This window comes from Oxalobacter formigenes, assembly GCF_002127965.1.
In the GTDB taxonomy this organism is placed as follows: domain Bacteria; phylum Pseudomonadota; class Gammaproteobacteria; order Burkholderiales; family Burkholderiaceae_D; genus Oxalobacter; species Oxalobacter formigenes.
In genome coordinates, this window is sequence record NZ_CP018787.1 from 1,824,264 (window position 1) to 1,850,354 (window position 26,091).

Genomic DNA, 26,091 nt, shown 5'->3' on the forward strand with positions numbered 1-26,091 from the left:
TCCCTCAAAGGCAAAACAAGACCATCCATGAGCCAGCCGACAAGCTACCCTGACCATTACCGCAAACTGATCACACTGGGCGTCCCGATCATCATCGGACAGATCGGCATGATCATCCTCGGCTTTGCCGACACCATCATGATCGGGCACCACAGCACGGAAGAACTCGGCGCAGCCAGCTTCGTGAACAACCTGTTCAACCTCGTCATTATCGGCAGCACCGGCTTTTCCTATGGCCTGACCCCTGTGATCGGCCAGCTCTTCGGCCATAACGACCGGTCCGCCATCGGTGGCAAGCTCAAAAACGCCCTATTGGCCAATTTCATTGTCGCCCTCGTCTTCATACTGGGCATGACCGTACTGTTCTTCAACATCGACAACCTGAACCAGCCTGCCGAACTCATCCCCCTGATCAAGCCGTATTACCTCGTCCTGCTCGGCTCGCTCATCTTCATCCTGCTGTTCAACGCTTTCAAGCAATTCGCCGACGGCATCATGGACACGAGGACGTCCATGTGGATTCTGCTCATCGGCAACCTGATCCACATCGTCCTGAACTACGCCCTGATTTACGGCGCGGCAGGCCTGCCGGAACTCGGCCTCTTCGGTGCGGGCATCTCCACCCTCTTCTCGCGCTTTCTGATGATGGCGATCTTCATTGGCATCTTCCTTTACCTGCCCCGCTACCGCGAATACAGACAAGGGTTTTTCTGCTCGCATTTCAACCGTGCCGACTTCCGCCAGCTCAATGCGATGGGCTGGCCGCTCGCCCTGCAAATGGGTATGGAAACCGCTTCGTTTTCCCTGACCACCATCATGGTCGGCTGGATTTCCACCATAGCGCTGGCCGCCCATCAGGTCATGCTGACGATCTCCACCATTTTCTTCATGATGTACTACGGCATGGGCGCGGCCACGGCCATCCGGGTCGCGTATTACAAGGGGCAGGAAAACCTGCCCGACTTGCGCCGCGCCGCCTTTTCAGGCTTTCACCTCATCATGGTCATGGCCGTCATCGCCACCGGCATCTTCTGGCAGTTCCGCCACAGCATCGGAACCCTGTTCACCGACAACACCCTTGTCACGGCCACCGTCGCCAGCCTCTTCATCCCCATGATGATCTACCAGTTCGGCGACGCCCTGCAAATCGCTTTCGCCAACTCACTGCGCGGCATTTCAGACGTAAAAATCATGATGGTCTTTTCATTCATCGCCTACTTTGTCATCTCGCTGTCCGCCAGCTACGTCTTCGGCTTCGTGCTCGGTTACGGCATCGTCGGCATCTGGATGGCCTTCCCGTTCGGGCTGACCAGCGCGGGCATCATGTTCTGGCTGCGCTTCCTCTGTAAAACCCGCAAGCCTTTAGCGAAATGATCATAAAACCGTTATAAATCAATATCTTGCCGATAGCAGCCAATCCGAAAATCGCCTAGAATAGGCACATGACCAATTTCTCCGGCTTTTTGCCGGGAAGAGAACAAGGATGGAAAAGAAACTCCTGTTGATAGCCGCCACATTTCTGGCAAAACTCGTCTGGCGATTCGGGAAAATAAGCTCAGGCCCCTTGCGCCTGATCGTCTTCTGGATCGTTCAGGCGTTCGTCATGGCGATGTTCAGGCTCATCCGGAAAACCATTACCGAAAAACGCCCCTTCAAAACCGGTCAGGAACCCGCCTTTTCCGCTGCTGGAGGACAGGCGAGAAACTCGCAGGCATCCTTTTCCTCTCGCGTGCGCGAGAACGCTGGCAGGCTCTGCCAGATACGGCGCCCATAAGACTTGGATATCAGGCGGGGATCGCAGATCATCAGAACCCCCCTGTCCCGTTCGTCACGAATCAGGCGCCCTGCGCCCTGTTTCAGGCTCATGATCGCTTCGGGCAGCTGGAAATCCATGAAGCCGTTGCCGCCATCCTTTTCCAGCGCCTTGATGCGGGCAGACAAAACGGGATCATCCGGCGGTGCGAACGGCAGCTTGTCCACGACGACAAGTGAGAGGGCATCCCCCCGGACGTCAACCCCTTCCCAGAAACTCTGGCTGCCGACCAGAACACCGTTTCCGGATCGCCGGAAGCGTTCCAGAAGATCGGTCTTGCCTGATTCTCCCTGAACGAAAAGCGGAAACGGCAATTCCTTTTCCCTGAAGATTTCCCGCAAGCGTTCAGCAATCCGGTTCACCGCCCGCAAGGTCGTACAGAGAATGAACGCCCCGCCCCCCGCCGCCTCGATCAGCGGCATGGCGGCCTCGATCACGGCATCCGAATAATCAGGCGATTGCGGCAATGGCATTGTCCGGGGAACGTATAAAAGGGCATGCTCGCCGTAATTGAACGGGCTTGGCCATGTTCTCGATTCTGCTTCCGAGAGCCCCATACGGGAAGCGAAATACGTAAAATCCTGCTTGATCGCCAGCGTCGCCGAGGTGAAAATCCACGCGCGTGGCGTGCCTTCCCGCTGCTTGTTGAACACTTCCGCAATCGACAACGGCGTCAGGTGCAACTGAAGCGAGAGGCCGAAGGTTTCGACCCAGAGCACGTCTTCCGTCTTTTCCTCACCCTTTGCCAGAGAAAGCCATTTCCGGATGAACGCCCCCATTTCCGCGCACCGCATGCGACAGGTTTCCAGTAATTCGGAGCGCTGTGCCTGCGCTTTCAACGGTTCATTCAATTCCTGCAAGGCACCTCTCAGTGCCTCGACTGCCGCGATGAATTTATCCTGTTTCGCAATCTGGTGAACCGCCTGCCGGGTCATGCCTTCCGGCAGAGTCAGCCGCAAGTCCTTCGACGCCTTGTCCAGCTTGCCGACCAGCTCGACCCAGTCCGCCCCGTCACGTGCCTGCGCCAGTCCCTCCACCTGCGTATCCCGACACAATTCATGAATCTGGCTCGTCGAAAAAAACTCGCCAAAAAACGTCGTCGCCGTATCGGGCAACTGGTGCGCCTCGTCGAAAACGACTGTATTCGCCATCGGCAAGAGTTCGGCGACCCCGGTATCTTTCAGGACCAGATCGGCAAAAAAGAGATGATGGTTCACGACGACGACATCCGCCTGCTGTGCCGCCTTGCGCGCCTTCATGACAAAACAATCCTGATAATGCGGGCATTCCATCCCCGGACAGTTTTCCTTCGTCGACGTCACCAGCCCCCAGATCGACGCCGTTTCCGGCACGCTCGCCAGATCGGATTTGTCACCGGTATCGGTCATTTTGGCGAACTTGACGATCTCGCGCAGATACACCGTATCCGCCTTCGTCGCCATACGTCCGTATTCAGCCGTGCGCGCCAGATGCAAATGGCAAACGTAATTGGAACGCCCTTTCAAGAGCGCGACCGTAACCGGCGAAACAAGTGCTTTTCTGACAGTCGGAATGTCCCGGAGAAAAAGCTGGTCCTGCAAATTGCGCGTTCCGGTCGAAATGATGACCTTGCCACCCCACATCAGTGCCGGAACCAGATAGGCAAAGGTCTTGCCCGTTCCCGTCCCCGCTTCGGCCACCAGCGTCTCGCAACGGACAATCGCCTTTGCGATGGCCTGCGCCATCTCGAGCTGCATCGGCCGTCCGTTATATCCGTTGACCACTTTGGCGAATGGGCCATCCGGCCCCATCAGGCGAACGAGATCCTCCTCATATACCTTGAGGTCGTCTGAATAGACGAGATGGGCAGGTGAATCCGAATCCAAGAAACGCTCCAGAAACTGTCAGAAAGGCCTGTATATCGAGACAAAACGGAAGTAACGCGACAGGCATGAAAAAACAGCTGCCATTTTACCCCATGATGTCCTGCCTGCCTTCCCCGGCGTCGTGCCGAAAACAGACACTTCCGCTTCCGATGATGGAAAGTTGTCAAAATGTAATCTAGAATATCTCCTGAAAACAATAACTTGCGAACTTTAAAAAGCGTGTGTTTCCTGTTTTGGCTGAAAAAACCTCATCTCCGACACGTCACAGCAAAGGAAATCCCTGAGTGAAAAAAATTAAATACTGTATTGCCTTGTTGCCGGTATTTCTCCTTTCCGGTTGCTTTGTGACCAGCAAGGCACCATCGTGCGGATGAAATCCGAACGCGAAAACCATAACCGGCAGATCCGTGAATGGACAAGCAATATGAACCATCCTGGTCGCCAGATCCAGTCCTCTGGACGACAATTCCCACGTTTACCGGACCCCGGAAGAAGCATATAACGATTTCGGGCATGGTTATAAATGGCCATTCCGGACTGGATTGCAGGCAAAGCCTGTCCGGACAGGCTTTGCAAGGATTTCAGGTAAAAACACATTAAAATGAAAAAAAACGCTTACGCCATCATTCTGGCATCCACCCTCCTCACAGGATGTGCAAGCATTGAGGATTTCAGGAAAATGACGCCTGACGAGCGCGCAAACATGGTTTGTGAAGCCGACAGCAGACTGAGACAACTCCGGAAAGAAAAAGACCTGCTAACGCAATCCATCCAGTCCTCACAAGAAGCCCTTTCCCGGGGATACAGGCTGCACAGGGAATGCAAGGACATCGAGGTATATGGCGATTCGACCACCGTCTGCAAGGAAACACGCGGGAAAACCATCTGCAAGGAACACCGGCCTGTTTCGACCAGAACGGAATGCAATGACATTCCTGTTGCCATCGATTCGAAACTGGAAAAAGAAAACATCCGGAACTGGACAAAAAGCACCCGGCAACTCGACAAGGAAACCCGTTCCGTCCGGACTGCCTGTTATTCCCGCATCGTCAAAATGACGCCAGAACAGGCGTATGAACATTATTGACGGCACACCTGATCCTGTAAAAACAAATCCCGCTGCCAGCCCCTGCCATCCGCGATGGGGAGCGTTCCCTTTTTCACCCCGGAATTAAAAAAACATCAAGCCATCAGTATGGACAATCCCATATGCTGTATCACCTGTCTTTTCGTTTCAATCATGAAACCAGGCTGAAAACCATAGCTGTTGTTACGCCACATCCGGAGAAACCGAAAATGAAAACAAGCTCTTATTGCATTTTCTTGCCACTGTTATTCCTTTTCGGTTGCACGACAGTACAGGATTTCAGGGAAATGACGCCAGAACAAAGGGCAAAAGCAGTATGCGAGGAAGAGGCAACGGTCAAACGCCTCAAAAATGAAAGAAATGACATGGCATGGAATATCGAATCCGCACAGGAAGAAATGCTTCGCGGATACACTTTCGACGAGGGATGCCAGCCATTCGCCTCTTCCGGTAATTTCGACAGCAATCCGGGCCCGTATTGCGACAATTTCACGATGCCAGCCAATCCCGGCACACAAAAGCAGGAACTCGAAAACTGGAAAGCGACACTGAACCGGCTTGATAATGAGCTTCAGGTTGCCCGCTCATCCTGTTATTCGCGCGTGGTCAACATGACGCAGCAAGAAGCCTACAAATTCTATTGCGGCGACAATTGAACTTGCAAGAACATTCTTTGGCATCATTGACGAACCGGTGAATGACCAAACCGGTTCAGCTCCTTTGTGACGTGCAGACACAATCGATAAATCGAACCAGATTCAAAAATTGAGAGCCAGGCTGTCTCTGACAGTTGATCGGACAAACGGTTTATTCTTTATCATTTAACAGCGGGATCTTCTCAACTACTTTTTTTGCACCCCAGTAACTTAAATGGGGTCCGCCATTGTAATAGCCCCCTTCCTTGCCGATGATTTTGCAGTGATGTGGTGAATCACAGAAAATGTCCGTTTGCCTGACCTTGTACAAATTTTTCTGGTCGGGAATATACCTGTCGAGTCTGGCATTATATTTCATCGCCTCCTCATACACTCCACCTTCGGAATACGTTACAGGCAAATCAGCCGATTTATGTTTTCTCATCCATGTCGTTACTGTTTTCTCCACACTCTGCCCCGGGTTTACCGGCATATAAATGAGTGTAACCTTATGTCCCAAAGACAACAGGGCCTTGATATTGTCCGCATAAGATTGCCATATTTCATCCTCTGCAGATGGATCGATCGTCCCTCCAGCGAAGCCGTCCCGGGCTTTTCCGACAGGATCGTCGAGTCTGGGTTTCCCTTTTACAAAATTATCCAGTGCGGCGGATATCACGATATTCTTCTTATCCTTGAATCCCCGAATCGTCTCCCATCTTTTCTCATTCACGATGGAACACTCCGGTGCAGTCCCAAACCACCATTTGGATGAAATAAACGGACACTGTCCATGCGTCAGGACAATGAGACCTTTATTTTGCTGCATCAGTTTTTCATGCAAGGCATAATCGAGTGAGCCTTCAAAACTGTCGCCAATCGATACCCAGCTTTCATCACCGAAACGACAGGCTTCTTCGCTCGTTCTGCCGAAACACATCTGCACCTGCTTGCCTGAAGCAAGATGTGTCCCGGGTTCCGGACTCGTAAGACGTGTGGATTCCGGAATTTTGTATATGTCATACAGTTTTTCAAGGCCTGCCAGTTTGTTGCCGAAACCGTCATGTGCAATGGCGGTGAATGCAAATGCACCACAAGCCGTCCAGACAGCGACGAGAAATCCAAGCTTGAGCGGCCCCATCCGTTTTTTTCTGAAAGGTGATTCGATGAAGCGGTAAGACAACCATGAAAGTACCAGACAAACGAGACAGAGCAGGACAAATTGTTCCGTCCGTATGCGTTCATACTTGATATACCGGAAATAAACGAAAAGAGGCTGGTGCCACAGGTAAATGGAATAAGAAATGACACCGATGAAAACAACCGGTTTCCACGAAAAAACAAACGTCACACCATCACGGTCGTGAGAAAACAGGATAAACAGGACTGTTCCGAGAACCGGTATCAGCGTAATGAATGAAGGATGTGCAACTTTGTCATCAATCAGGAAAAGACCGCCAAGCACAAGCAAAATGCCTGCCATCGGCAACCATCTCCAGACAGGATGATTCCGGATTTTCCCAACCAGAACATCCCGTTCGATTAGAACGATAAGACCGCCGAACATCAGTTCCCATGCACGCGTTGGCAACAGATAAAAGGAAAAATCCGGATAACGGCCGGTTGTCCACTGCGCAAAACAGAGAGAAACAACTGATAAAACCACCAAAATCCAGAATGTATTCGAACGGAAATAACGATAAACAAACCAGAAGAAAACCGGATAAAGCATGTAAAACTGCCACTCAACCGCCAGACTCCAGGTATGCAATAATGGTTTGTAAATACTGGAATCCGACATGTAAGCCGTATCGCCATAGAAAAAGAAATTGGAACCAAAATAAAGCGCCGATTTGAGAGACTGCGCAAACTGCATAAGCTCTGCCGGGAAAAGCAGCAGATAAGCGCCCACTGTGGCAACCCCCAGCACGATGAGAAAAACCGGGATGATTCTTTTTGCCCGCCGGATGTAAAAATCACGGAAAGAAAAAGTCTGGTTGTCCATGGCAGACTTGATCATTGCCGTAATCAGGAAACCCGACAGAACGAAAAAAACATCGACCCCGAGAAAACCACCCCTGAACAGATTTTGTCGGGTAAAAAAAGTATGTTCAAAAAGAGGATAGGAAACAAGATTCACATGATAAAAGAGCACAGCAATCACAGCCAGCGCCCTTAATCCATCCAGCTCCTTCCGATACTGCAACATATAAGCCCCAAAGGTTTAAAAAAAGGAATCATTTTAGCTTATAAGACATAGGCTGAAAACAACTCGGAAATAAACAGATTGTTCATTCCACAGCAACATCTGGCCGGGGTTGACGCCAGAAAAAACCACCGATGCACCAGACAATATACGCAAAGACCAGATACATGATCCATTCGCGATGATGCAGCCAGATCACGATACCCGTCGTTGCCAGAATCGCCGCTGTCAGCCCCATCCCCTGAGCGATCCGCGCTGCAAGACGGTTCTTCCCTCCCCACACACGTGGACGGAATACCCAGTCAACCGGAACGACGAAAGCATTCAACAGGAGAATGGAATAAGACATGTATTCATGCTTCACTCCAAAAGCGATACACATCACTGCAACCGCACCGATCATGGCGCCGTAATACAGCCGTCCGATGAACGTGGAAGAACTCGTGGGCATATCCGTTGCCATGAAAATGGCGCCGAGCAGCACCCCCGCCAGTGAAAAACGGTACTCCCCGTCAGGCAGCAGCATGAAAAGCACCGTAAACGACACCGTCAGCGCAACAGGAATATGCCAGCTGATCCGGTTTTTAAGCAGCAGGTAAACCCCGCCGAGCACCAGCAGGACGACGGAATACTCCCCGATAGCGCCGCTTCCCCTGAAAATCAGGCTGTCCAAAAAGGTGTCCGGCAGCCAGTCAAGACTGGAAACATGGACGGCATCATACCGGTACCAGATCGCCCCGGAAGTCATGATCGCCGGGAAAAACACCGTCATGAATTCCCGGCCGACCAGTGCCGGATTGAAACGGTTGCGCCCCAGTCCACCCGCCAGCAACTTCCCGAACAGGACTGCCATCGCCCCGCCGAACGCGACAATATAAAGTGGCGTGAAGGGTGCCAGCGTGCACGCCAGCAAGGTACCCGTCACCAGCGCGGAACCATCGGAAAGGGACGCCGTCTTGCCGACATAAAGCCGGGAAAACAAAAATTCGGTCGCAACGGCACTGCCGCAAGCGACGAGAATCACCATAACCGGTTCCATGCCGAACGCCAGCCAGGCCATGAAACAGACCGGCAACAAGGCAAAAAGCACGTCCGCCATGATTTTTGAAACCGAATCGGTCGTGCGCAAAAAAGGAGGAATTGGCAAGTGTGGTAGCGTCATGACGGGCTCCCTTCCCGAAGCCGGGCCTTGCCCGAGAAAATCGAGGCCATCAACGGCACATTGGAAGGACAGACCGATTCGCACGCTCCGCATTCCACGCAGAGGTTCAAATCATGCCGCTTCATCATGACGAGATTTCCGAGCCGCCAGCCTTCGGCGTACTTCAGCGGCATCAGCCGCATGGGACAGGCGTCGATACACCGGCCGCAACCGATACAGTTTTCCCGATCGACCGTTTGCCGTTCAAACACCAGCACGCCATTCGTCCCCTTCGTGACCGGCGACGACCAGTCCGTCACCAGCCTGCCCATCATCGGGCCACCGAGAACGATCGTATAACGATCTGACGAAACACCCATCTGTTCCAGCACATACCCGACCGGCGTACCGATCGGCACCTCGATATTGCCGGGATGTCCCACCCCTTCTCCCGATACGGTCAGAATGCGCGAGACGACAGGGCGTTTTTCCACCACCGCCTGATACGCGGCATAAACCGTCGCCACATTGCTGACGACAATCCCTTCTCCTGCTGCGTGTCGCGGTGGAGCCAGTTCCAGCCCGGTAACGGCACAGACCAGTTGCCACTGGCTGCCCTGCGGATACCCGCCTGACACCACCTTTACACGGAAGCCGGCATAACGCGGCTGCGTCAGGAAAGGGGCAAAAACCGCTTCCAGTTCCCGGTTCTTTTCCTCAATCGCAATCACGACCTCTTTTGCACGCAAAAGCGTGTTGACCAGCCGAATGCCTTCGAAAAACGCTTGGGTACGTTCGCGCATCACGGCATAATCCGCCGTCAGATAAGGCTCGCATTCGACCCCGTTGACAATGAAGGTCTTGATATCTTCACCGGCAAGACGATATTTGAGCGCCGCAGGAAACTGCGCACCGCCCGCCCCGACGATCCCGGCAGCTTCAATCGCCTGTAAAATAGCTTCGGGAGGCGGATCGCCCCTTTCTTCATCCGGCAATGCAATGCATTCGTCCTGAAAATCATTTTTCAAAACCAGCATCGGCACCTTTTCCCCACCTGCTCCGGAAAAGTCCCTGACACCGACCACCGTGCCGGAAACCGGCGCATGCACATTCGCCGAAAAGGCATCCTTCAATCCGGCAATCAACTGATATTTCAACACCCGTTCGCCTTCACGCACGACAGGACGGGCAAAATGGCCGCGATAAGCCGAAAGAGGCATATACAGAAAAGGGGAATTCGCCAGCTCTCTGACCGGCTGCCCCTTCGTCATTTTCGTCAACGCCGCTTCCCGGTTCATACCGGCACCTCCCAATCCGCCCCGAAACCGGCTGAACGCGTAATATTTCCCGCCTCATCCATCAAAAACCCCTCAATGGAAAAATCCTTTTGCAAGAGCTGCATTTTTTCCAGAAAACCGGCAGCCGATTCATTGAACAGGCCGGTCGAAACCATATCGCCCAGCATCGCACTTTCCGTCACCACACCGACCATTTTATTGGATGAGGGATAACCGGTTTGCGGATTCAGGATATGCCCGTAGCGTTTCCCGCCGATTTCCACAAAACTGTCACCCTGCGCCGACGTGGAATACACGCCATTGGCAATATCGGTCACAAAAAGCGGATCATCCGTACCCGGAACGTCCACCCCAACCTGCCACGACGGGTGCGCGGCATTATTGACCGCCGCCATCGTACTGCCTCCGGCATTCACGATAGCGTCCGTGATTTTCATCTCCCGCATCTTTTCAACCAAACGATCCACCGCATAGGCCTTGATGAAAGAACCGGTCACGATTTCCTGCCCCTCCGCAATCCGTACCCTGTTCCCGTCGATGTCGATCATCCCGTCATTCACCAGCGGCAAAACCTGTGCCAGCTCGTCTTCCGACGGAACACGTTTGACATCGTCCTTGTAAAACCCCCACAAACGGACGAGCGGCATCACCGTAATGGCGTACCGTCCGTCGAAAAATCCGGAAAGCTTTTTGGCCTGCCGTAAAATCCGGACAGTCTCATCGTCCACCGTCACAAAAGACCCGGCATTCTTGTTGATCCGGTCGAAAAAAGACCCGGCCTGATACGAGTTGTATCGCTTGTCGACCGATTCAAGCAACCCGAAAAGCGAATCCATCTGCTCCTCGCTACAGATGGCGGGAATCTTGATGCGGATTGAAGAATGGAACAGAAAACGCGTCTGGACCTTGTACAGGAACTCGTCCATCAAATGAAACCCGTGTACGGATTACTTGGATGCGTGCGCTTTTTCAGGCTTGGCCTTTTCCAGTTTCGATTTCTTTTTGGCTTTGGCCTTGGCCTTTTCCTTCGCTTTGGCTTTTTCCTTGTCAGCCTTTTTCTTGCCCATCTCCATATCCTCCGCGGCAGCGGCGTTCTTCGCCTTTTCAGCGTCCAGTTTTTCCGCCTCTACTTTGGCCGCCTCCATTTTGGCGGCCTCGGCTTTTGCCTGTGCATGGGCTTCATTCGTCCGGTAACCGACCGCCACCAGAACCACCCCGAAAAGAAACAACGCGACATTTTTGACCGACTGCGTTAACCGTCCCATGATTTTTTCCCTGACTGATAGTGAAGAATAATAAAAAAACAAGATGATTTTTTTATCATACCGCAAATAAGCATTTCAGGTCGGCAACAAACGCTTCCTTTCACACGCTCCGACATCCCCCGCTACAAACCGGCAAACATCGGTCGGCTTGGCCCTTTTCTTCGCAATAAACCATATACGGCTTATAATAGCCATATATGAACATTACGAAAAATCGGAGTTCGAATGCACACATCAGGCCAGTCGAATCAGGCCGCATCAGGGAAAGGAAAAACAATGGCAAACAATGAATTCAACTGGGGAGAAGGCCTGTTTTATGACGGGACAGGCGACGGTAAGAGGAAGCGTAAAAAAGACCCGTATGAGAACCCGTTGGGACTCTCGAGCGAGACGCCCGGCATGATCCGTGATACAGAAGAAACCCTGCGCCAGAGTAAAGAAACGGACAATGCTATTGGTGAGACAGCACGACTGGCAAGCAAACCTCTGCCGTCTGTCAAAATACCCGACCCCGTCATCCCACCCGAGCCTCAAACAGAAATCCCGCCCGCACAAACCGATACCGCCCCTCAGAAAAATTCAGTAAACCTGTTTGGCTACGGAACAAAATCCTGCGATACCCGTCCCACTGAAGGAGAGAAAAGAGACAAAAACTATGAAGACAGCCTGAAAATCGACGGAGGAAACGAAGGCTACACCATGCCACCCATCAAGCCCTCAACAGGAAACGTCGAAAGCTACCCCGGAGAAAGAGAAAAACTACAGGAACACAACGCCAACGAAGGCTTCACCATCGGCAATAAAAGCCGGACAGACGAAGAATCCGAAAGACGAATAGAAGAAACCGCTGCCTTTTTGGAACGGTTTTTCAAGGGAAACGAAAAAGAGCAGCGTTATGCCAACGGCCTCCCGGCGCCGGGAGAGGAACACAAAAGCATACTGGTAATGTACACGGACGCCAAAAGCAAGAGCGACAATGCCATGCAGGGGGATTGGGGCAAAACCGTCAAAAACCTGAATGGCTCCAGCTTCGGGCAGGGGGTGATGGATGTTTATCACGGTGGGGCGCGGGGAATGTACGAACTGGGCAATGAAGGCCTGACCATTCTGGGCGAAATGAACAAGCCAAAACCTTTCGTCCCGTTCCCCTATCCGACCACACCCTATGCCCTTCTGGACAGGCTGCAACAGAATTTCCCTGAAGACAAGAAACTGGATAGCCGCTACGAACTGTACAAAATGAAAAAAAACCTGAGAGCTGGAGCGGAAGAACACAGACAGGCCCAGAGCAGTGACTATAAAGCTGCCGGATGGTCTCGTCATCAGGGGTATCTGGGAGTGTGGGGACTGGGAGAATTTGCCAGAGACATGCCTGCCATATTTATGGCAGGAAAGATACTCATGTCAGCGGGAAAAAAATGGACAGGATTATATAGCGCCCTTGAAGGAGGGGTGAGCGAACTGACGGATCATTACGATAAGGAAGTGGACAAATACATGAAGATGCCGCAACAGGAAATGGAACGGTATCCGGAATATATACAAGCCAAAAGAGAAGGAAAAAGTGAAGAACAGGCGCGATTTCGGGCAGCCGATCCGAGAGCGAAAAGAGGCGCCCTGATGTCCCTTTTTACCGGTGTGATCAAAGGCATGATGAAATACGGAGTGAACTACCTGACCGGCTCGGCAGCGGATGGGATTGTCACAAGATACGTGCAGGATTTTCTGGGTGGGAGAGCGGTTGATTATTTCGGTGATTATATGAAAGGGGGAGAAGAAGATGAATAATAATGGTAAGATTTAAAAATGTTTTAATATTTAAAATAAAAATCTAAATGAAAAAAAATATTTCACTCATCTTTTTTATATTTATTTCTTTATTTTCTTTGACTGGATGTCAAAATGAAGATAATAAAGAGTTAACAGATGAAAAAACAGGAATTGAATACTATAAAAAAGGTGACTACGAAAAATCATTATCCTTTCTGAAGAAAGCCGCTGATTCCGGGAGTATCAAAGCTTCCCGGTATTTGGGAAAAATGTATCAGTATGGCAAAGGTGTCGATAAAGATTATCCGCTTTCTTTCAAGTGGTATTTAAACGCAGCCGAAAAAGGAGACAAAGAATCATCCGGTATGGTTGGCGCCAGTTACTATTTGGGACAAGGCGTAAAACAAGACTACAAGGAATCGTTTAGATGGTTGTTAAAGGCATCTGAAAAAATTGATGAAAAAAAACCAACTGAACGGGACGGAAAACTCATGCTTCTTTTGGCTAATTTATATTTTACGGGAAAAGGTACACTTCAGGATTTCAGTGAGTCAGCAAAATGGGCGAGAAGAGCTGCCGAATTGGGAAATTCCGAGTCACAAGCCATGCTTGCATTCTTCCTCTATTCCGGGCAAGGCATTTTACAGAACAGAACGGAAGCGAAAATCTGGGCAGAAAAGTCTGCCGGGCAGGGGGATAGCCTTGGACAAGTCATAATGGGAATGCTTTATCAGTATGGCGGCGGAACAGATGAACCGGATATGAAGAAAGCAATCGACTGGTACGAAAAATCAGCTGAAAAGGGAAATCCGATTGCACAATATCAACTGGCAACCCTTTACGAAAATGGGAATGGCTTGCCGAAAGATCTGGAAAAAGCAAAATACTATTATGAGCAATCGGCTAAAAGCCAATCGGAAATACCAGTGAAAGCTTTGGCGGAATTCAAGGCCAAACAGAAAAGACAAAATTAAATCAATCATAAAAAATAATCTTTCTGAAATCCTCTTCAAAAAAATTGAAGAGGATTTTTTTATCGTGAACAGGTTCAAGGTGTTTTATAGTGCCTTTGAAGAGGAACAGGCGAACTGACGGATCATTACGATAAGGAAGTGGACAAATACATGGGGATGCCTCAAAAAGAAATGGAACGGTATCCGGAATATATACAAGCCAAAAGAGAAGGAAAAAGTGAAGAACAGGCGCGATTTCGGGCAGCCGATCCGAGAGCGAAAAGAGGCGCCCTGATGTCCTTTTTTACCGGTGTGATCAAAGGCATGATGAAATACGGAGTGAACTACCTGACCGGCTCGGCAGCGGATGGGATTGTCACAAGATACGTGCAGGATTTTCTGGGCGGGAGAGTTGTTGATGAAATTATGGAGAAACCATCTGAAAAGCTGAGGAATATTTATAAAGACTATAAAAACGATTAGAATTATTCAATCCAATGGCAATAAAAACAAAATAAATCAATTCATTTAATTTGTGATAATGATGAATAAAATATTTCAGGTTTTTTATATCGTAATTCTTTCTTTTTTTATTAGTTCCTGCCACGAATCAGACAACAGAATATCAGAAAATAATGGTGTCAATCTCTACAAGGCAAAGCAATATGAAATGGCATTGCCTTTACTTGAAAAGGCTGCCAATGCAGGAGATCCTCAGGCGCCATTCTATCTCGGCATAATGTTCGATGAAGGATCAGGAGTAATCAAAGATCAGAAAAAATCATTTGAATGGTTTGAAAAAGCGGCAAAAAATGGTAACACTGACGCGTTTTTTGTTATTGGCAGCAGGTATTTATATGGTTCTGGCGTTGAAAAAGATTATAAAGAAGCCCTGAAATGGTATAAAAGGAGTGTTGAAGAGGGCAAAAAAGACGACAAGACAATCTATTTCATGATCGGATCGATGTACTACAATGGTTTGGGTACCTTGAAAGATACCAGCGAGGCAGCCAAATGGTATGAAAAAGCGGCAGAAAAAGGAGATGCTTTTTCACAGGCAATGCTCGCCATGCAATATTACAGTGGTCAGGGTATTTTGACGAATATGGAAAAAGCCAGATACTGGGCCGAAAAATCCGCGGAACAGGATTACGATGCCGGACAAATGATGATGGGGATTCTGAGCCAGTATGGAACACCTGAACCAGACATGAAAGCCGCAATTGACTGGTATGAAAAAGCCGCCAGACAGGGAAACCCGATTGCACAGTTTCTATTGGCGAGAAGTTATGAAAATGGAAACGGCGTGCCAAAAGATCTGGAAAAAGCCCATGCTTATTATAAACAGGCTGCCGGTGGCATGAAGTCGGATGACCTGGCCAGGGAGTTTATGGAATTTGAAGCAAGACAGAAAAGACAGAAATAAACGACATCATCGTTATCTAAAAATCCTCATCATTTAATGAAGAGTATTTTTTATTTTTAATGAAACGAAATAACAGAATTACAAGAACGTTTTTATGTTCCCGTTTTTTACGGATGAATTCAATCCCTTCAGAAATTTAAAATCCGTCCATCAACACAGCATAAAAAAACCTGCCATAAAAGGCAGGTTTCAAAATCAGACATTCCTTATCGGGCCGGATAAAATGGTCTTTTCAAGCCGGATTTACAAAATCCCGTAACCGAAACATTTCGCGATTGAATCGACAGTCATCAGGGTCGTCACCAGCATCCCGAATACCCAGGCGGACAGGGGAATCCAGAAGGATGACATGAACTGTCCGGTATAACCCACCTTCTTTTCCCTGTAACGTGTATAGACATAAAAACCGCTGCCGATAATCAGGTACCAGAGCATCGATGAATTGTTTGAATTAAGAATACCCTTTATGGCCTCGATCTGGTCGCTGGCGGGCTGTTTCTGAAGATAGTAAAGATAAACCTGCGCTCCAAGCAGCAGGATGGCATTCGCTATCGCCACCCACTGAAATTTCAGTTTGCGCAAAAATTTAATGATATGCATGTTATTTCAGTAGGCCCTCTTAAATTCTGAAGTTTCAAAAGCGACGGCTGTTTTTCTGATAGTCGTTTATTTGTTCAATTGACGCACCACAGAAAAAATCAACGAGATTCAGTTTATCGTTGATTGCCTGAATGGAAAATGCTGAAATGAAACAGGACACAAAGTCACTTCAATTATGTTTGAACCGGAATGTTATCTTATTGCACTCCCCAGTCTACTTTCTTATTTTACACGTTTTACATCCTGTTATCGCTTCTTAATCGTCCCATCTTTTTTTGTTCAATTAAATAAACCATTTCCCATACCAGTCTTATTCAGTACACATTGCCATATAATGAAATAGTCTTTCATGTTTCTATTTAGTTACCCCGTTGCAACATATTCCTTTGTGCAACTGTTTATACTAACTGTAACGGTAATACCCGGCAATAGATAGAATATCGAACTTGTAAAATAACTTTTACCAGCGGGCGAATTCATGGAGCAACTAACCGATTTAAAATCAATTCTCCATTCCAAACGGGCCAATCTTTTTTATCTCGAACATTGTCGGGTGATGCAAAAAGATGGACGTGTTCTTTACCTTACTGAAGCCAAAAACGAAAATCAGTACTGGAATATTCCCATTGCCAACACCACAGCCATTTTGCTCGGTACAGGTACATCCATCACTCAGGCCGCTATGCGTATGTTTGCCAGTGCCGGCGTACTGGTTGGCTTTTGCGGAGGTGGCGGCACTCCCTTGTTTGCTGGCAGTGACATTGAATGGTTTACCCCGCAAAGTGAGTATAGGCCAACTGAATACATACAGGGTTGGTTATCTTTCTGGTTTGATGACGCCAAACGTCTGGCTGTCGCGAAACAGTTTCAATTGACACGACTCGAGTTTATCCGCACAGTCTGGGAAAACGACAGAGACTTGAAAACAGAAGGATTTAATAAGGACGCACAGGATATTACACAAGCCCTGAGCAGCTTTGAAAAGAAAATCCCGCTGATGCAAAAAGTGGGCGATCTCTTACTTGAGGAAGCAACTGTTACCCGACAACTTTATAAAATCGCTGCCATCCGATGTGATGCCCGTGGATTCGTTCGTGCCCCTGAACAGGGAGATTTGGCCAATAGGTTTCTCAATCACGGCAATTATCTGGCATATGGGCTGGCAGCCACCACACTGTGGGTATTGGGCATCCCGCATGGCTTCGCTGTCATGCACGGCAAAACACGGCGCGGCGCTCTGGTTTTTGATGTTGCTGACCTGATCAAGGATGCCATCGTCCTGCCCTGGGCTTTTATCTGTGCAAAAGAAAAGATGAAAGAACAGGAATTCAGGCAGCAGATTCTCCAGAAATTCACAGAACACAAAGCTCTGGATTTTATGTTTGATTCGGTCAAGAAACAGGCTTTGCAACCGCTTTCAATCAATAGCGGAGGCGTTGCATGATAGTGACATTTGTTTCCCAATGTGAAAAGAAAGCGTTGCCTCGCACCCGTCGTGTACTGGATGCCTTTGCCAATCGCATTGGAAACAATACGTGGCAAACCGTAATAACAGAAGACGGTTTAATAGCCGTCAAAAAACTGCTGCGTAAAACAGTCACCAAAAATACGGCAGTTTCATGCCACTGGATACGTTCCCGCCGACGCAGCGAATTACTCTGGATCGTCGGTAATCGCCAGAAATTCAATAGCGAAGGTATCGTTCCGGTCAACAGCACCCAAAAAGATGTTTTTATGGATATCACGACAATGAAACCCAAACAGAATGAATTTTACGCAAACACGCATTTACAACCATTGGCTCTGCACAGTTTTGCTGTGGGATATATTGCCCGAAAATTGCTTGAACAAGCCGTAAATGACGATGACTATGGCCAGTTGGCCAATATTGCCTTTCTGGCTGGCATTTTGCACGATTTGGGCAAACTGGAACTTCAGTTTCAGGGTTGGGTAAAAAAAGGCAAACAAAAAGAGCCTGACGATGATGGCCAACATATCGATAATTCGACATTCAGCTTCGATAAACATCCTCGCCATAACGAAATTTCTCTTTTCCTGTTCAATCTGTTTGAAAACCAGTGCAAAGGGATTAACAACCCCTTAAAAACCGCCTTGCAGCATGTGATTTACTGGCATCACGCCAAACCCTGGCGTCAGAATGATCAATTTACCGGTGTGGTTAAAGCATATGACATCCTCCTGAAAAACATTTCCCGGGAAAAAATAGAAGAACTGGCTCAAACTACACTTCAGCTTCTCAAACGCATTCATCATATTGCACAGCATTATGATGAATCGCTCAATCAGATAGAAAAGAACCTGCCCTGGTCAATGGAGTTTTTTAACACACAGATTGAAGACTTCTGCTATCAAAAAAACGGTACGCCATTCCCGGAATTCAAAACGTATATGTCACCAGATTTTGAGAGATTACGCCTCAATATCGCAACGAATGCACAGCATAATATTTTGCGTGCCTGTGTCATCAGTGCCGACCGGCTGATTTCATCCTTAAGCGCAAACGACCTTTCAGACTACATCAGCCAGAACCGGCTGGACGAGTTGCTGGAGAATATGCAGGAAGAATCCACTGATTTATCCAGCCATCTAGCAGACGCTCTGACCCGTTTTCCTGATAGTGAACGTACCCGGAAACAGGGCGAAGTCGTCCGGAAACTGGCAGAAATTGACGATATTGCCGTATTGGCTGGTGCTGCCGGTTGTGGGAAAACAAAAATTGCTCTGGAATGGGCAAAACTCAACAATGCACAAAAGATCATCTGGGTCTGCCCCCGTGTGCAAGTATGTCAGGGAATTTTTGAAGAACTGACCACACAATACATGCCGGAAGCAAAGATAGAAATATTCACCGGCGAATTCAAATATACCCATAGCTGGGAAAAGCCCACGCCTGAAAAGGACTATTTTTCAGGCGACATTATCGTCACCACAATTGACCAGATACTGGGATCAATTGTTACCCATACCAAAGTAAACAGCCTGCTGCCATTCATGAATGCTCATGTCGTTTTCGATGAGTACCACGAATATATCGGTATGGAAATTTTCAATCTCCTGTTTGCCGAACTCGTTGCCAATAAAAAGATGCGCTCGAAAGGAAACAAAAACACCCTGCTCGTTTCCGCCACACCTCATTACCTGTATCTCGAAAAAGTTCTGGATATCGACACCACTTATGATGCTGTTGAAATGCCGTCCTTTAATCCAAGCCAATACAAAATTGAATTTGTTGAATTCGATGAAAGCGACAAATTAAACAGTCCTTTCTATCAAGCATATGCCGATAACACCTTCATTATCAGCAATACGGCGCAAACAGCCCAACTCGGTTTTATATACCGGCAAAAAACTGAAAAAAGCGTCCTGTTTCATTCAAAATTCAAAAGAAGTGACAAAAAATACTGGTTTAACGAGGTTTATGAATCGTTCAGGAAAAACGGCACCCGCAAATTTGACGTCCTGAGAAGTGGCCCGATCGTTCAGGCATCCCTCAACATCAGTTGTGACCATATGGTCAGCGAAATGAGCCATCCTGAAAATATCCTGCAACGTCTGGGACGACTGGACCGCTTTGGCGATAACACCGATATCAATGTCCTGAAAATCGCCATTACCGACAATATCAAACGCGGAAAGCAAACCGATTCATCCGCACGGTTCCTTGCAAAACTGCATGGATTGCGCTCGACAAAAGTATGGTACGAGTACCTGTCAGACAAACTGGACGACCGAATATTTACGCTGCCGGAAATATATCAGCTCTACAAAGCGTTTTATGACGACGAAACGATCAGATCCATCATCAGCCAGGACCTTGATGACGCGCTCAACAGCAGCATCCAGTTAATCAACAAAAAGGTAACCGAGCCGACCCGGGTCATCAAAATAAAAACTGCGGAACGAAAAACAAAAATCAGCAAAAACTCGCTTCGTGGAGACAATCGTTTTGTGCAACTGGCACAACTCGACGTCAACGATTTCAATCATCCTGTCTTCATTAATGAATACGCTTACCAGCCACCATTAAATGATTCAAATGAAGCTGATAACCTGACCGAATCGCTTTCATTCATCCAGAACCTTGGACTGTTTGATTTCATTGCTCAAAAACATGGAAATATCGATACTATCCATCCTGTTAAAGGGATTCCAGAAAAAAAAATGTCTGCACGTAAAACCGTTCTCGAAAATTATTCCAGAGACCCCGATTATCCACTTTATTTAAGTTATATCGAAGATGATCTGAACAAGGTCGGCGGCTCGTCTGCCCGACATAGTGAGGCCGTTTATTATGCCATTTGCGACAAACAGCCGGTAGGTGCTATCGGCCTGAAAACCATTTCAACCCTGAATCCTAACCAAACTGAGGAGTAAATCATGTCAAACAAAGTAAGCGGTATCAAAAGCGTTGATTTCAAAATCACGGCTTCAGGTTATGGCGTTGTCAACTGGAATGGTCCAACCACTCTGCAAAGTGACGGACGCATCATTGATAACCATACCATGCCAAAACTTCGTGGTTACTCCAACCTGACAGGTAAAGAATCAGAAAGAGGCTATAAGCTGAAAAAAGACCCTTCGGAAATAAGCTTCAAAGAAACACCCATGTATATCAGTCAGAATTGCATTCGACATCATCTCTTCAGGGATCACGCTTTTGATTTGCATTATGCCAATGACAAAAATCTGATAGATGTTCTGGCGTCGATAACCGGATTAATTCGCGGGTATGTTGTCCCTGCAAGCCAATGCAAACGTACCAGTCCATTATTGATCACCGACTTTATTGACCAGCTAGGCAATGGCAATTTCGAACAAATGGGTCGCTCAGGCACCAAGGAAAAAGAAGTCAATAAAAAGGGAGAAGAAGCCAGTAACTCCTTCTTTTCAAAAACGACATTCGGAGAAACCGCATATATTGCATACGGCTCGATCAGTATTGAACAACTGGAATTTATCTCACTGGATAAAAAATTCGACCGGGCATCCATGATTATCAAGGAAGGAGACGGAGAGAAAATCGCCGAACAGGTCCAGAAATTCATCAAGAGCCTGGATCCTTCACGCGTGCCCCAAGCCACATTCCATCCGAACTATGTCAGAAAAGGAACCATTTTTCAGGAAGGTGAAGTCGGCATCTTACTGGACAATACCGCAATCGATATTCTCGTTAATGAAACACTGAACATGCTTCGTGATCTTTCCATCAAACAGGCCAAAGGTTATATGTATGTTGAGGAAGTGGAAGTTGACTATAACGACAGCAACCGGATGATGCGCATCAAACGCCATCCGGATCAGGTTAACCCGGAACCCCAAACCGGTTATGCCGTCTATTTTGAAGCGAAATAATGAGGTGTATTCATGCGAATTACCATCGAATATGAATCATCCTGGCGAAATTCGTTTCTGGATGGCTCAAATAATGAATCATTACCCAGACAGGGGCGTAATTTCATTGGATCCATGACAGCTTTGGGAAAAGAAGGTAACTTTAAAACCCGCGCCGTTACCAAAGATACCGTCATGGGTATACTGAACCGTTTGATTGGCGAACAACGGAAACTGTATCAGGCCCGGCAGGACAAGGACTATTATTTTCAGGATATAGAAGCGGTTTTAACAGATGACGATATTTGCGATCGTACACAGTCTCAAAACGAAATAGTTTATTTACGAAACATTTCAGGCAGTACCGATCAGAATGCCTTTACAGGTATGATCAAATCCGGCGATCCAGCCTTTGATTCAGATTTTTCGCAGAAATTATGGGGGATTTTGTGGTTTGATCTCAATCAGGTAGTGGACTTCATACTGGATGAAAAAATTGAAGTTGATAACCAAACTGAGTTAAATCCACTTAATGTCATTGAGAAACTGGAAAATATCTTTGGTGAAAAAGCGATCGATGTAAGCGAAAAGGTTCAGTCCTGTCTGGATACATTCCATCAGTTCTTTCCTGACATTGAATATAAATTAACCGCAAAAAATCAGCTTGTACTAATCAGTCTATATACCTCTGCTTTGTATATCCAGATTCAGCGTTTGGAGAAAAAGTATGATATGAGCAAAGCCCTCACAAAATCAGGAGGATTAAGCGGCATTTCCAAACGTGGTTTCACAAAAAAAGACTTCATGGATCGTTACACCACCGGCAAAAAAAAGCTGATTTGGGGAAATCCATATGTCCTGAGAGAAAGAAAAAAAGGTGAAGGAGAAATTTCCCATCCTTTAACTAAAGCCAATGGCACACTGGAAATCAATCTCAATATTACGAGAGAACGAGCCAGAGATCTCGAACAGAAAATTCTTGATGCCGGAGTATCTTCTTTTTATCTGGGCAAAAAGGGACTTGCTTATGTCGCCAGTATCGATACGAGGGAAAATCCATGAAACACTATATTGAAATCACATTGACAGGCAGCCCTGATTTTCCCCTTTATCATTTATGGTCCAAACTGTACACCCAGTTGCATCTGGCTCTGGTAGAAAACAGGGATGCCAGTGATCAGGTAAATATCGGCGTCTCTTTTCCTGAATACTACTTTAATGAAGAAAAAGGAATGGGCTTTCTGGGGACAAAGTTGCGTCTGTTTGCTGAAGATGAAACGAGCTTGCAGAAAATCGACATTCAGAAATGGTTTGTGCGTTTAAACGATTGTATCCACATTACTCCTGTTTGCAGGGTACCCCTGAACGAAATCACTGGTTATGCAACTTTCAGTCGAAAACACATTAAATCCAACGCCGAACGCCTCGCACGTCGTCAAATGAAAAGGCATAAGGATTTATCATTTCATGAAACAGTACAGCGTTATCAGAAAAACCTGGCAAAATCACCTTTGCCCTTCATACAACTTGAAAGTTTAACTAACTCTCACCCATTCAAATTATTTATTGAAAAGAAACCGGCGATAAATGCAAGCTTGAAAGTCTTTACTACTTATGGATTAAGCGCAGAATCAACGATTCCTGAATTTTAACCAAAGTTTTTTCAGATCTTTAAAAATCAAATAAAATCAACCGGTTATAAGAATATTAAAAAACTTGGGTTAAACAGTGATTTCCGGCTCAAGTTATTGTTATAACTTTATTTTTTATTTTTTATATACAGTTCACTGCCGTATAGGCAGCTTAGAAGAGATTATTGATATCGGACTCATCTTTGAATTGGTTCACTGCCGTATAGGCAGCTTAGAAGAAAAGGGCAAACCAATACCAGATATAAAAAAAGTTCACTGCCGTATAGGCAGCTTAGAAGTTTTCTCATAATATAAATTATGCGAAATTTATGTTCACTGCCGTATAGGCAGCTTAGAAGAATGATCATTCCGTGTTCAACAAACGAATGTGGTTCACTGCCGTATAGGCAGCTTAGAAGTTATTCGACGGCCCAAGATGTTGCGTCTGCATGTTCACTGCCGTATAGGCAGCTTAGAAGTGTTTATGTCGATGAAGTTTTACCCGGTGATAGTTCACTGCCGTATAGGCAGCTTAGAAGTCTTAAAAAAGACTATAACACGACTTTGGTGTGTTCACTGCCGTATAGGCAGCTTAGAAGTTACATGACCAAAGATCAGATCAGAAGAGGGCGTTCACTGCCGTATAGGCAGCTTAGAAGTGTTCCATCTTCAAAGCGGATACTATCGCCGTGTTCACTGCCGTATAGGCAGCTTAGAAGATAAAAAAACGGGATTTCTCCCGTTTAACTTGGTTCACTGCCGTATAGGCAGCTTAGAAGGATCACAGTAGCAGAAAGTTGCGAGAAACACGGTTCACTGCCGTATAGGCAGCTTAGAAGAAGCGACGCATATCCAAACCACTGATTACACCGTTCACTGCCGTATAGGCAGCTTAGAAGAAACGGATCAAGAACACTACCGACAGACTTAAGTTCACTGCCGTATAGGCAGCTTAGAAGAGCTGTTTTTTATTTTGGTAATATCACCATCAGTTCACTGCCGTATAGGCAGCTTAGAAGAGACATTACGGGTGGTCAGTCGATAACAGGAAGTTCACTGCCGTATAGGCAGCTTAGAAGTAATGATTATCTTATTGTGAATGGCGTTAAAAGTTCACTGCCGTATAGGCAGCTTAGAAGAGACAGAACATGGCTAGTTTCTCATGTCATCGGTTCACTGCCGTATAGGCAGCTTAGAAGTTCATCCTGAGTTGTATCGCCAGTAACATAAAGTTCACTGCCGTATAGGCAGCTTAGAAGGTTTGCATCAGCTGGCTTGAAAAATGAAATCCGTTCACTGCCGTATAGGCAGCTTAGAAGTGTCCTTTTCTGGCGATGTCTGCCAGAAAGTAGTTCACTGCCGTATAGGCAGCTTAGAAGCGTAAAATTTCTGATCTTTTCAAATTCGGCTTGGTTCACTGCCGTATAGGCAGCTTAGAAGTTTAAAGAACAACAATGGATTGCAGAGTGATCGTTCACTGCCGTATAGGCAGCTTAGAAGATATGCTGCGTCTGTTGGGTCAAACGATAAAAGTTCACTGCCGTATAGGCAGCTTAGAAGATTAAAACGGCCGATTTTCAGGCTATGGGCGAGTTCACTGCCGTATAGGCAGCTTAGAAGTGTTTAAGCCGGGCATGCGTGACGGTACCATCGTTCACTGCCGTATAGGCAGCTTAGAAGTTGATTTGTGTGAATGTGAGAGGTTTGACAACGTTCACTGCCGTATAGGCAGCTTAGAAGTTTCCGAATCGCAGAAAGCGCAGATTGTTTCAGGTTCACTGCCGTATAGGCAGCTTAGAAGAAGAATGCTCATGTTGATGACTCAGATTGGTTGTTCACTGCCGTATAGGCAGCTTAGAAGAATTGAAGAAAAACCAAAAGGCCAGAGCGATTGTTCACTGCCGTATAGGCAGCTTAGAAGATAGAGCTTGCTCTTACTTTGGAGGTGATTCTGTTCACTGCCGTATAGGCAGCTTAGAAGTTGAAGCATGGACTTTCCTGACCCGTTGTAACGTTCACTGCCGTATAGGCAGCTTAGAAGGATTACGGAAATGAAGGATACAAAAAGGGTTTGTTCACTGCCGTATAGGCAGCTTAGAAGACAGGGAACTGACCCCGCCGTCGCCATTATGCGTTCACTGCCGTATAGGCAGCTTAGAAGCAGTTGAACATGCGCCGGATCGGAATAAATGAGTTCACTGCCGTATAGGCAGCTTAGAAGAAAAGGCGGGAAAAAAGGTCAGGCACTTATCAGTTCACTGCCGTATAGGCAGCTTAGAAGATTATTGAAAACATTGAAAATATGGGATATGGGTTCACTGCCGTATAGGCAGCTTAGAAGAGACTGCCGGGGAGGGAACACGACAGCGCTTTGTTCACTGCCGTATAGGCAGCTTAGAAGAAGCTAAATATTGCTCTTTGGTGACACCATGGGTTCACTGCTGTATAGGCAGCTTAGAAGCGAAGCGGGGTTTTCTCAAAAATTAAGCTGTTGTTCACTGCCGTATAGGCAGCTTAGAAGTCAATGATTTGCGCGAACGTTCGAAGGATCTGGTTCACTGCCGTATAGACAGCCTGGATGTTTGAACTAACCGAGACGTTTTCCCTTTCCGTTCCCCTTTTTCCCTTTTTTCCCCTGTTTTTCCTTCGGCGGTACCATAGAACAGTTGACTTCCTTCCCCTCTTTTCCAAGATAGCCGGTTCCCCATTCATACATGGATTCCAGCACAGGACCGATGCTCCTGCCGAAATCGGTCAGGGAATATTCCACTTTTGGCGGGACAACCGGAAAAACCTCACGGTTGACCAGCCCGTCGGTTTCCAGTTCCCTGAGTTGCTGCGTCAGCATCTTTGGCGTGGCGCAAGGCACTTCTTTTCTGAGCTGCGAAAATCGGAGCGTACCGGAGGTCAGTTTCCATAAAATCAGCGATTTGTATTTTCCGCCGATAAGGCTGATCGTCGCCTCCACCGGACAATGCGTCTCGATGGACGTTTTGCATGAAGAGGATGTAGCGGCTGGATGGAGGTCTTTCATGACAGTTCGGTATCC

20 protein-coding genes and 1 CRISPR repeat array are annotated in these 26,091 nt (G+C 47.4%); of the genes, 12 read left to right on the top strand and 8 right to left on the bottom strand.

The genetic code is table 11. The features are described from left to right. The first annotated feature begins 27 nt into the window (after positions 1 to 27). Positions 28 to 1,374, top strand: coding sequence for an MATE family efflux transporter (locus BRW83_RS08840; protein ID WP_005880004.1), 1,347 nt, complete (start codon positions 28 to 30; stop codon positions 1,372 to 1,374). Positions 1,375 to 1,662: 288 nt separating this feature from the next. Here the strand turns inward: BRW83_RS08840 and BRW83_RS08845 are convergent, their stop codons facing one another. Beyond that, on the bottom strand, positions 1,663 to 3,678 hold the full coding sequence (locus BRW83_RS08845) for an ATP-dependent DNA helicase (protein ID WP_005880002.1): 2,016 nt from the start codon (positions 3,676 to 3,678) through the stop codon (positions 1,663 to 1,665). 601 nt (positions 3,679 to 4,279) lie between these two features. Here BRW83_RS08845 and BRW83_RS08850 point away from each other — a divergent pair. Together BRW83_RS08850 and BRW83_RS08855 are read left to right on the top strand one after the other, a co-directional pair. Continuing rightward, positions 4,280 to 4,765: a hypothetical protein gene (locus BRW83_RS08850; protein ID WP_036602679.1), complete on the top strand. Its 486-nt coding sequence runs from the start codon at positions 4,280 to 4,282 to the stop codon at positions 4,763 to 4,765. Between the two features lie 209 nt (positions 4,766 to 4,974). Further along, a complete protein-coding gene (locus BRW83_RS08855; RefSeq protein WP_145814930.1) occupies positions 4,975 to 5,421 on the top strand; it encodes a hypothetical protein in 447 nt (148 codons plus the stop codon). 151 nt (positions 5,422 to 5,572) lie between these two features. Here the strand turns inward: BRW83_RS08855 and BRW83_RS08860 are convergent, their stop codons facing one another. The 5 genes from BRW83_RS08860 to BRW83_RS08880 form a co-directional block, all read right to left on the bottom strand. Beyond that, positions 5,573 to 7,609 carry an acyltransferase family protein gene (locus tag BRW83_RS08860; protein WP_005879998.1) on the bottom strand — a complete coding sequence of 679 codons (2,037 nt, stop codon included), beginning with the start codon at positions 7,607 to 7,609 and terminating at the stop codon, positions 5,573 to 5,575. Between the two features lie 82 nt (positions 7,610 to 7,691). Then, positions 7,692 to 8,768, bottom strand: coding sequence for an RnfABCDGE type electron transport complex subunit D (locus BRW83_RS08865; RefSeq protein WP_050757694.1), 1,077 nt, complete (start codon positions 8,766 to 8,768; stop codon positions 7,692 to 7,694). Continuing rightward, a complete protein-coding gene (gene rsxC / locus BRW83_RS08870; protein ID WP_005879994.1) occupies positions 8,765 to 10,045 on the bottom strand; it encodes an electron transport complex subunit RsxC in 1,281 nt (426 codons plus the stop codon). The genes BRW83_RS08865 and rsxC overlap by 4 nt, the downstream gene beginning before the upstream one ends. Continuing rightward, on the bottom strand, positions 10,042 to 10,971 hold the full coding sequence (locus tag BRW83_RS08875; RefSeq protein WP_005879993.1) for an FAD:protein FMN transferase: 930 nt from the start codon (positions 10,969 to 10,971) through the stop codon (positions 10,042 to 10,044). The genes rsxC and BRW83_RS08875 overlap by 4 nt, the downstream gene beginning before the upstream one ends. A 21-nt stretch (positions 10,972 to 10,992) precedes the next feature. Beyond that, positions 10,993 to 11,310, bottom strand: a complete 318-nt coding sequence (locus BRW83_RS08880; protein ID WP_145814929.1) for a hypothetical protein — start codon at positions 11,308 to 11,310, stop codon at positions 10,993 to 10,995. A gap of 276 nt (positions 11,311 to 11,586) precedes the next feature. On the opposite strand from BRW83_RS08880, the gene BRW83_RS08885 reads away from it, so the two are divergent. The 4 genes from BRW83_RS08885 to BRW83_RS08900 all read left to right on the top strand — a co-directional run bounded on the left by BRW83_RS08885 (position 11,587) and on the right by BRW83_RS08900 (position 15,459). After that, on the top strand, positions 11,587 to 13,098 hold the full coding sequence (locus tag BRW83_RS08885; RefSeq protein ID WP_036602676.1) for a hypothetical protein: 1,512 nt from the start codon (positions 11,587 to 11,589) through the stop codon (positions 13,096 to 13,098). Between the two features lie 47 nt (positions 13,099 to 13,145). Further along, positions 13,146 to 14,054, top strand: coding sequence for a tetratricopeptide repeat protein (locus tag BRW83_RS08890; protein WP_005879986.1), 909 nt, complete (start codon positions 13,146 to 13,148; stop codon positions 14,052 to 14,054). Positions 14,055 to 14,204: 150 nt separating this feature from the next. Further along, the gene (locus BRW83_RS08895; protein WP_005879984.1) at positions 14,205 to 14,516 is read left to right on the top strand and encodes a hypothetical protein; all 312 of its coding nucleotides are present in this window, start codon (positions 14,205 to 14,207) and stop codon (positions 14,514 to 14,516) included. A 187-nt stretch (positions 14,517 to 14,703) separates the two neighbouring features. Then, a complete protein-coding gene (locus BRW83_RS08900) occupies positions 14,704 to 15,459 on the top strand; it encodes an SEL1-like repeat protein (protein WP_186447500.1) in 756 nt (251 codons plus the stop codon). 243 nt (positions 15,460 to 15,702) lie between these two features. Here the strand turns inward: BRW83_RS08900 and BRW83_RS08905 are convergent, their stop codons facing one another. Further along, on the bottom strand, positions 15,703 to 16,059 hold the full coding sequence (locus BRW83_RS08905; RefSeq protein ID WP_005879981.1) for a hypothetical protein: 357 nt from the start codon (positions 16,057 to 16,059) through the stop codon (positions 15,703 to 15,705). Between the two features lie 478 nt (positions 16,060 to 16,537). Between BRW83_RS08905 and cas1f the strand changes: the two genes are divergently transcribed. From cas1f to cas6f, 5 genes are read left to right on the top strand one after another with little or no spacing between them, the layout of a single operon-like run. After that, the gene (cas1f, locus tag BRW83_RS08910; RefSeq protein WP_005879979.1) at positions 16,538 to 17,503 is read left to right on the top strand and encodes a type I-F CRISPR-associated endonuclease Cas1f; all 966 of its coding nucleotides are present in this window, start codon (positions 16,538 to 16,540) and stop codon (positions 17,501 to 17,503) included. After that, on the top strand, positions 17,500 to 20,454 hold the full coding sequence (locus BRW83_RS08915) for a CRISPR-associated endonuclease Cas3'' (protein WP_005879976.1): 2,955 nt from the start codon (positions 17,500 to 17,502) through the stop codon (positions 20,452 to 20,454). The genes cas1f and BRW83_RS08915 overlap by 4 nt, the downstream gene beginning before the upstream one ends. 3 nt (positions 20,455 to 20,457) lie before the next feature. Further along, a complete protein-coding gene (cas7fv, locus tag BRW83_RS08920; RefSeq protein ID WP_005879974.1) occupies positions 20,458 to 21,432 on the top strand; it encodes a type I-Fv CRISPR-associated protein Cas7fv in 975 nt (324 codons plus the stop codon). A gap of 12 nt (positions 21,433 to 21,444) precedes the next feature. Further along, positions 21,445 to 22,473, top strand: coding sequence for a type I-Fv CRISPR-associated protein Cas5fv (gene cas5fv, locus BRW83_RS08925; RefSeq protein ID WP_005879972.1), 1,029 nt, complete (start codon positions 21,445 to 21,447; stop codon positions 22,471 to 22,473). Continuing rightward, positions 22,470 to 23,063 carry a type I-F CRISPR-associated endoribonuclease Cas6/Csy4 gene (cas6f, locus tag BRW83_RS08930; protein WP_005879970.1) on the top strand — a complete coding sequence of 198 codons (594 nt, stop codon included), beginning with the start codon at positions 22,470 to 22,472 and terminating at the stop codon, positions 23,061 to 23,063. The genes cas5fv and cas6f overlap by 4 nt, the downstream gene beginning before the upstream one ends. Before the next feature lie 130 nt (positions 23,064 to 23,193). Beyond that, a CRISPR array of direct repeats spans positions 23,194 to 25,623; the repeat unit is 28 nt; unit sequence GTTCACTGCCGTATAGGCAGCTTAGAAG. Between the two features lie 6 nt (positions 25,624 to 25,629). Here the strand turns inward: cas6f and BRW83_RS08935 are convergent. Beyond that, the gene (locus BRW83_RS08935) at positions 25,630 to 26,076 is read right to left on the bottom strand and encodes a winged helix-turn-helix transcriptional regulator (RefSeq protein ID WP_050757692.1); all 447 of its coding nucleotides are present in this window, start codon (positions 26,074 to 26,076) and stop codon (positions 25,630 to 25,632) included. Between the last annotated feature and the right edge of the window lie 15 nt (positions 26,077 to 26,091).

What these genes read in the sequence shown, in the direction of transcription:
- BRW83_RS08880 (WP_145814929.1), bottom strand. Translation starts at nt 11,310, where the DNA reads ATGGGACGGTTAACGCAGTCGGTCAAAAATGTCGCGTTGTTTCTTTTC.
- BRW83_RS08890 (WP_005879986.1), top strand. Translation starts at nt 13,146, where the DNA reads ATGAAAAAAAATATTTCACTCATCTTTTTTATATTTATTTCTTTATTT.
- BRW83_RS08865 (WP_050757694.1), bottom strand. Translation starts at nt 8,768, where the DNA reads ATGACGCTACCACACTTGCCAATTCCTCCTTTTTTGCGCACGACCGAT.
- cas5fv (WP_005879972.1), top strand. Translation starts at nt 21,445, where the DNA reads ATGCGAATTACCATCGAATATGAATCATCCTGGCGAAATTCGTTTCTG.
- cas6f (WP_005879970.1), top strand. Translation starts at nt 22,470, where the DNA reads ATGAAACACTATATTGAAATCACATTGACAGGCAGCCCTGATTTTCCC.
- BRW83_RS08840 (WP_005880004.1), top strand. Translation starts at nt 28, where the DNA reads ATGAGCCAGCCGACAAGCTACCCTGACCATTACCGCAAACTGATCACA.
- BRW83_RS08915 (WP_005879976.1), top strand. Translation starts at nt 17,500, where the DNA reads ATGATAGTGACATTTGTTTCCCAATGTGAAAAGAAAGCGTTGCCTCGC.
- BRW83_RS08900 (WP_186447500.1), top strand. Translation starts at nt 14,704, where the DNA reads ATGGCATTGCCTTTACTTGAAAAGGCTGCCAATGCAGGAGATCCTCAG.
- BRW83_RS08895 (WP_005879984.1), top strand. Translation starts at nt 14,205, where the DNA reads ATGGGGATGCCTCAAAAAGAAATGGAACGGTATCCGGAATATATACAA.
- BRW83_RS08855 (WP_145814930.1), top strand. Translation starts at nt 4,975, where the DNA reads ATGAAAACAAGCTCTTATTGCATTTTCTTGCCACTGTTATTCCTTTTC.
- BRW83_RS08860 (WP_005879998.1), bottom strand. Translation starts at nt 7,609, where the DNA reads ATGTTGCAGTATCGGAAGGAGCTGGATGGATTAAGGGCGCTGGCTGTG.
- BRW83_RS08885 (WP_036602676.1), top strand. Translation starts at nt 11,587, where the DNA reads ATGGCAAACAATGAATTCAACTGGGGAGAAGGCCTGTTTTATGACGGG.
- rsxC (WP_005879994.1), bottom strand. Translation starts at nt 10,045, where the DNA reads ATGAACCGGGAAGCGGCGTTGACGAAAATGACGAAGGGGCAGCCGGTC.
- cas7fv (WP_005879974.1), top strand. Translation starts at nt 20,458, where the DNA reads ATGTCAAACAAAGTAAGCGGTATCAAAAGCGTTGATTTCAAAATCACG.
- BRW83_RS08905 (WP_005879981.1), bottom strand. Translation starts at nt 16,059, where the DNA reads ATGCATATCATTAAATTTTTGCGCAAACTGAAATTTCAGTGGGTGGCG.
- BRW83_RS08850 (WP_036602679.1), top strand. Translation starts at nt 4,280, where the DNA reads ATGAAAAAAAACGCTTACGCCATCATTCTGGCATCCACCCTCCTCACA.
- cas1f (WP_005879979.1), top strand. Translation starts at nt 16,538, where the DNA reads ATGGAGCAACTAACCGATTTAAAATCAATTCTCCATTCCAAACGGGCC.
- BRW83_RS08935 (WP_050757692.1), bottom strand. Translation starts at nt 26,076, where the DNA reads ATGAAAGACCTCCATCCAGCCGCTACATCCTCTTCATGCAAAACGTCC.
- BRW83_RS08875 (WP_005879993.1), bottom strand. Translation starts at nt 10,971, where the DNA reads ATGGACGAGTTCCTGTACAAGGTCCAGACGCGTTTTCTGTTCCATTCT.